General features: G+C 44.9%; 4 protein-coding genes. 1 reads left to right on the top strand and 3 read right to left on the bottom strand.

What is annotated here, in order from left to right; translation table 11 throughout:
- Positions 1–106 precede the first annotated feature (106 nt).
- Together AS194_RS04385 and AS194_RS04380 are read right to left on the bottom strand one after the other, a co-directional pair.
- Positions 107–610, bottom strand: a complete 504-nt coding sequence (locus AS194_RS04385; protein WP_058024256.1) for a chorismate--pyruvate lyase family protein — start codon at positions 608–610, stop codon at positions 107–109.
- Between the two features lie 76 nt (positions 611–686).
- Positions 687–2,036 carry a GNAT family N-acetyltransferase gene (locus AS194_RS04380; protein ID WP_058024255.1) on the bottom strand — a complete coding sequence of 450 codons (1,350 nt, stop codon included), beginning with the start codon at positions 2,034–2,036 and terminating at the stop codon, positions 687–689.
- A 621-nt stretch (positions 2,037–2,657) separates the two neighbouring features.
- Here AS194_RS04380 and AS194_RS04375 point away from each other — a divergent pair.
- Positions 2,658–4,877: an NADP-dependent isocitrate dehydrogenase gene (locus AS194_RS04375; protein ID WP_058024254.1), complete on the top strand. Its 2,220-nt coding sequence runs from the start codon at positions 2,658–2,660 to the stop codon at positions 4,875–4,877.
- Positions 4,878–5,240: 363 nt separating this feature from the next.
- Here AS194_RS04375 and icd read toward each other — a convergent pair whose 3' ends face one another.
- A complete protein-coding gene (gene icd / locus AS194_RS04370; protein WP_058024253.1) occupies positions 5,241–6,500 on the bottom strand; it encodes an NADP-dependent isocitrate dehydrogenase in 1,260 nt (419 codons plus the stop codon).
- Positions 6,501–6,881: the final 381 nt, after the last annotated feature.

The raw sequence follows: 6,881 nt of genomic DNA, 5'->3' as shown, positions 1-6,881 counted from the left end.
CGATCAGCAGTGCCTATTTGCGAATGTCCAACACGCCCTAAAGGTTTTACTCAATGCAAATTTTTGACCCTAGTCTTTTCTTTGTGTATATAAGAATAAAACGTTTTTAAGTATCACTGGACAAAAATGCCGGCAAAAAGGTTTCGCTGATAAGTAGTAAGCGACCATACCAGTCATAGCGCGTTTGTCGTTGCCAGCCCTCGCTCGTCTGTCGCACAAATCGCTGATTTGGCACTGTGCGCCGACGTTTAAATAACACATAACCGATGGGCGTACCTTTTAGCTGCTGCAAGCGTCGCGCGTTACCTTTTAGGCTTGATAGCGGAAAGATGCTTTGCGCACCGACCCACGGCCGCTCGTCATTGCCGTATAGCTGTACTTCACGTATCCACGCCAGCAGTGGACGATTTAGCGCTGAGCCTTGCAGACCCAGTTGTTGCTTTTGTTGCAGCGTCAATAGCCGATAACCCTCAAAGGTGCGCTCCACTCGTAACGGCTGCCCTGCCTTCTCTTCTAGCATGGCTGTGAGCGAACCTTCAGCATTGAGCCACGATACGAGTTCAATAGGAGGCAGAGAGGTAGCAATACTAGCAATAGAGTTTGTGGGCATAGTTAACGGCTAATCGTGAAATGTGTAAAGTAAATGCCTGCAGGCTATTATTAATGGTTGGCATTAATGGTGTATATCAATGAAGTGTATCAAAGGCTGGCATATTGTCCGCGTTAAATGGTAGTGCCTCATGGGCTTGCTTGCGATATTGTGCCATATGCATCCGATCTCTGGCACAAAAATCGCCAATGGCAGGGACAAAACGCGGATCATAAATACGGTGAAGCGAGTGCGTGGTCGTTGGGATAAATCCACGAACCAGCTTATGCTCCCCTTGCGTGCCTGGATCAAAGGACGCTAGCCCTTGCTCGATGGCAAACTCAATGCCTTGGTAATAGCACAGCTCAAAATGCAAACTGTCATACTCACCAAGCGCGCCCCAGTATCGACCGTACAAGGTTGCATTATTATCAACATCATTATTAACATCGCCATCAACACTGTCGCCGTTGTCGCTATTACTATCAGGTGTGTCATACAAGAACAAACTACTGGCAATAATCTCACCCTGCGCGTCTAACGCTTGCGCGAGCATAATATGTTCAGACATACTCGCTGCCAATGCCATAAAAAAGTCTATCGTCAGATAAGGCTGCTGTCCGCGTACCGCATAAGTCATAACGTAACAGTGATAAAAAGCCTTCCAGTCTGCATCGCTGATAGCATCGCCGATTTTTCGCTGGCAGATGATACCTTGCTCCGCCACTTTACGACGCTCCGCACGAATAGTTTTGCGCTTTTTAGCTTTTAGCGTCATCAAAAACGCATCAAAGTCTGCAAAGGGCTGACTGTCATTGAGCAGGTCTTTGTTTTGCCATAAGAACTGACAACCTTGGCGCTCGAATATCGGCATCGCAATCGGCGCGGACTCTACGCCGCGCTCTTGTGCTGCTAGCGCACGCTCTATATCAATTTCGGTCGGCATAGACGTGGTCGCAATAGAGGCTAGATTAGGCGTCACAAATAGCCCATGCCAGCTTGAGGCGCCGACTTGCTGAGCGATATCATCGACACCTGCGATGGCTGTTTTGATTATCTCTTCATTTAGCCTTTCCCCTTTTGCCAGCCAAAACCGCTGACCCATAATCGGCGTATACGGCACACTAGTGACCAATCTTGGATAATAGTCGAGACCATAGCGCGCATACGCCTCTGCCCATGAATGATCGAACACGAACTCACCGCGATGATGGCCTTTTATAAAGACTGGCAGCACCGCGACTGGTTGCAGTGCGGCATCCTTAGTATTATCATTGACACGGTGCACCAAAATAAATATCGGTAGCCACCCTGCCCGCTCGCCAATCGCGCCTGTCTCAGCAAGCGCCTGCCAAAAAGCAAATGACATAAAAGGCGTGTCTGGCGTTTGCCAATCGGTCTGGCTCTGCCAGCTAGTATCATTCATCAGCGCATACTCTAAACTCATACTCACCGTCACTCTTATAATCGCTATATATTTATCGATAACCAATCTGTTGATGACCTAGCCTAGCAAATTTTTGCGGTTTTGCTGTCACAATTTGCAAAGTTTTTTTGAGACGCAATAAAAAACCACCAATCGTGACATTGGTGGTTTTTAGGATTATCCTTATGTCCTCTCAAGAATAATATAAAGGTCAATAAAACACCGTCCATATTATTGAAAAGATGATATCGCAACAAATGACTGTTAGAATAAGGTTACTACCAGCTTAGTATAATTTGAAACCCTAAGATATGAGCGAAAACAGTATACTTAGTTCATGGTATGTGATTGACATCCTCTCGAATTTATAGTGGGTTTATTATAATATACCGTCAGCGACTTGCTGTCTGGCAGTTTTACGGGGCAGTCAACGTGCCATCTGAGAACGCCCTTGTAGTGAACATCAGTAAAAGAAAATGTTTTATCAAACTTGAATATCTCTAACTTAAATATTGCTAAGCAGCTACATACGACGTACTTGTTCGAACGATATCATTGAGCATTGCATAGTATCATTGACCCATATTCAACATTATATTCGAGCTTTATTATTAACGACAACTAAAGGAAGATTCAAATAAAATGTCAAAAATTATTTATACAAAAACTGACGAAGCCCCAGCGCTTGCGACACTATCTTTTTTACCTATTGTAGAAGCGTTCACTAAGACCGCAGGTGTCGAAGTTGAAACTAGTGACATCTCTGTTGCGGCACGTATATTGGCTGAATTCCCTGAATACTTGACCGAAGAGCAACGTGTTCCTGACAACCTAGCTGAGCTTGGTCGCCTGACTCAAGACCCCAATACCAACATCATCAAACTGCCAAATATCAGTGCCTCTGTACAGCAGCTCAAAGCAGCCATCAAAGAGCTGCAAGGTAAAGGCTATGCCATCCCTGACTTTCCAGATGATCCACAAACGGATGAAGAAAAAGAGCTACGTAAGCGCTATGGTAAGAGCTTAGGCAGTGCCGTAAACCCTGTACTACGTGAAGGTAACTCAGACCGCCGCGCACCAAAAGCCGTCAAAAACTATGCTCGCAAGCATCCACATTCAATGGGTGAATGGAAGCAATGGTCAAGCACACATGTATCGCACATGCATGGCGGCGACTTCTATGATGGCGAGCAATCTATGACCCTAGATAAGGCGCGCACGGTTCGCATGGAGCTATTGCTAGACGACGGCACCAAAAAAGTATTGAAACCTAAAATCGACCTACTAGACAAAGAAGTTATCGATTTGATGGTCATGAGCAAAAAAGCCTTGCTTGAATTCTATGAGCGTGAAATGGAAGATTGCCGCGAAGCGGGTATCTTGTTCTCACTACACGTCAAAGCCACCATGATGAAAGTCTCACACCCCATCGTGTTTGGTCATGCGGTCCGCATTTACTACAAAGATGCGTTTGAAAAACACGGCGAACTCTTTGATGAGCTTGGCATCAACGTCAACAACGGTATGGCAGATTTATACGATAAGATTGCTACTTTGCCAACTTCAACGCGTGAAGAAATTGAGCGCGACCTACATGCTTGTCAGGAGCATCGTCCACGTCTGGCCATGGTTGATTCGGCCAAAGGTATCACCAACTTCCATTCACCAAGTGATGTGATCGTGGATGCCTCTATGCCAGCGATGATTCGTTCAGGCGGTAAAATGTGGGGCGCTGATGGCAAAATGTATGACTGTAAAGCCGTCATGCCAGAGTCTACCTTTGCTCGTATTTATCAAGAAATGATTAACTTCTGCAAATGGCATGGCAACTTTGATCCAACGACCATGGGTACCGTACCAAACGTCGGCCTAATGGCACAAAAAGCAGAAGAGTACGGCTCGCATGACAAGACCTTTGAATCTAGCGATGCTGGTATTGCGCGTATCGTTGACGTGGAGACTGATGAAGTCTTGCTCGAAAAGCGCGTTGAAAAAGGCGATATCTGGCGCATGTGTCAGGTTAAAGATGAGCCTATCCAAGATTGGGTCAAGCTTGCTGTACGCCGTGCTCGTGAATCAAATACGCCTGTTATCTTCTGGCTCGACCCATACCGTCCACATGAGAACGAGCTCATCAAAAAAGTTAAAATGTATCTAAAAGATCATGATACTGACGGTTTACACATCGAAATCATGTCTCAGGTTCGCGCCATGCGTTATACCCTAGAGCGTGTCGCTCGTGGCCTTGATACGATCTCTGCGACTGGTAACATCTTACGTGATTACTTAACCGACTTGTTCCCAATCCTAGAGCTTGGTACCAGTGCTAAGATGCTATCGGTTGTGCCACTCATGAAAGGCGGCGGCTTGTTCGAGACAGGTGCTGGCGGTTCTGCACCAAAGCATGTTGAGCAGCTCACCGAAGAAAACCATCTACGTTGGGATTCACTTGGTGAGTTCTTGGCCTTGAACGTCTCTTTGGAGCATTTGGCAAGCAACGACAACAATGCTAAAGCTCAAGTCTTGGCGGACACGCTCGATACCGCGACCGAAAAACTGCTGCTGAATGACAAATCACCATCACGTAAAACTGGTGAGCTTGATAACCGTGGTAGTCACTTCTATCTAGCGCTATATTGGGCTGAAGAGCTGGCGGCGCAGGATCAAGATAGCGAACTAAAAGCACAGTTCACGCCATTGGCGCAAAAGCTGGCAGAAAACGAAGACGCGATTGTCAAAGAACTTAACGACGCTCAAGGTAAGCCAGTCGATATTAAAGGCTACTACTACGCCGATGAGGAGCTTGCGAAAAAAGCCATGCGTCCAAGCGCTTTGTTTAACGAAGCCTTGGCATCGCTATAAGTAATAAGCAATTGATCTTGAAACATTAATCCTAATCGCTCTGGTTTTTATACACAGATCGATTAAGTAAGTTTAAGTATTAGCAAACAAAACACCTCAGCCGTCTTAAAACGTTGAGGTGTTTTTTTGTACCTATCTCAAAGTGACAACAAACAACTTGCCTATAGTCAATCAATATTAAAAGTGGTACAAGGCAGATGAGTGCAAGTACTACAGTAGTAGGCTAAACGAGCCTAACGCTGTAACATTTTAATAGTGATTCGACTATATGTTTATCCATTTCAAACACATAAAAAACCACCTACATCAGTAAGTGGCCTTGAATAAATATAATAGAGTTTAACGCTCTAGGCATTAATGCGATTACGCATCCATGTGCTTGATGATGGCTTTGCCAAACTCAGAAGTACTGAGCAAGATAGCATCTGGCATCAAACGCTCAAAGTCATAAGTAACCGTCTTATTGGCGATCGCGCCTTGGATACCACTGATGATGAGATCCGCCGCCTCACACCAACCCATATCACGCAGCATCATTTCCGCAGACAATATCAATGAGCCTGGATTTACTTTATTCTGACCAGCATACTTAGGCGCAGTACCGTGCGTCGCTTCATAAACAGCGATTGCGCCGCCTTTGTTGGCACCTGGGGCAATACCGATACCGCCTACTTCCGCCGCTAGCGCGTCAGAGATATAGTCACCGTTCAGGTTGAGTGTTGCCACTACGGAGTAATCTGCCGGACGCATCAGAATCTGCTGCAAGAATGCATCAGCGATCACATCTTTGATGATGATGTCATTACCCGTTTTGGGATTTTTCATCGTCATCCATGGACCACCATCCAATAGCTCAGCATCAAAACGCTCTGCTGCCAGCTCATACCCCCAATCTTTAAACGCGCCTTCCGTAAATTTCATGATATTGCCTTTATGCACGAGGGTCACGTTTGGCAAGTCATTATCGATAGCATGCTGAATGGCTTTACGTACTAGGCGCTGCGAGCCTTCTTTTGAGACAGGCTTGATACCGATGCCGCAGTCTTCAGGGAAGCGAATGCTGGTCACACCCATCTCTTCTCTTAAGAAATTGATGACTTTTTTGGCATCATCACTGCCTGCCTTCCACTCGATACCTGTATAGATATCTTCTGTATTTTCACGAAAGATCACCATATTGGTCAGCTCAGGATGCTGTACTGGGCTTGGCACGCCTTTAAACCAGCGTACTGGTCGCTGACAGACATACAGATCAAGATGTTGACGTACAGCCACATTCAACGAGCTAAAGCCACCACCCACCGGCGTGGTCAACGGTCCCTTGATACTGATGACGTAGTCTTTTAAAATCTCTAATGTCTCACTTGGTAAATATTCACCGTCATATATTTTGGCCGCTTTTTCGCCCAAGTAAGCTTCCATCCAGATAATTGATTTTTTACCGTGGTAGGCTTTATCGACCGCCGCATTGACCACCTTTATCATGACAGGTGTGATATCCACCCCAATACCGTCACCTTCAATGAACGGAATAATCGGATGATTGGGCACATTTAGCGACAAATCAGCATTCACGGTTACTTTTTCGCCGTCTCTTGGTACGATGACCTTATCATATGACATGGATAAAACTCCTTAGTGGTAAGTTATACATCGCAAGCGAACTGAACACGTTGTTATGCTAGCTTTTCTATTATAATGGTCGCGCTCTAGACGCTTATTAGCTAAACAAAGTCTGATGTATGAGATACTTGCGGCATTGGATTGAACGATACTAAAAAATAGCTTCAAATTAAACATATATGCATTGATGTAAATACAAACTAAAACTGTGCATAGAAACTGCTTATTATTAAATACAGTGTTATTGGCTAATTAATAAGAAATATCACATATACAATTTATAAATTATTAATAAAATACAGCATCTATAACTTTATAACTTTTAAAGGGTTATAATACATTATCTTGTTGATAGTAATAGAACAAAGGGCTGGACAATCA

This window comes from Psychrobacter piscatorii (assembly GCF_001444505.1).
In the GTDB taxonomy this organism is placed as follows: Bacteria; Pseudomonadota; Gammaproteobacteria; order Pseudomonadales; family Moraxellaceae; genus Psychrobacter; species Psychrobacter piscatorii_B.
This window is presented reverse-complemented; position numbering and strand designations above follow the sequence as displayed.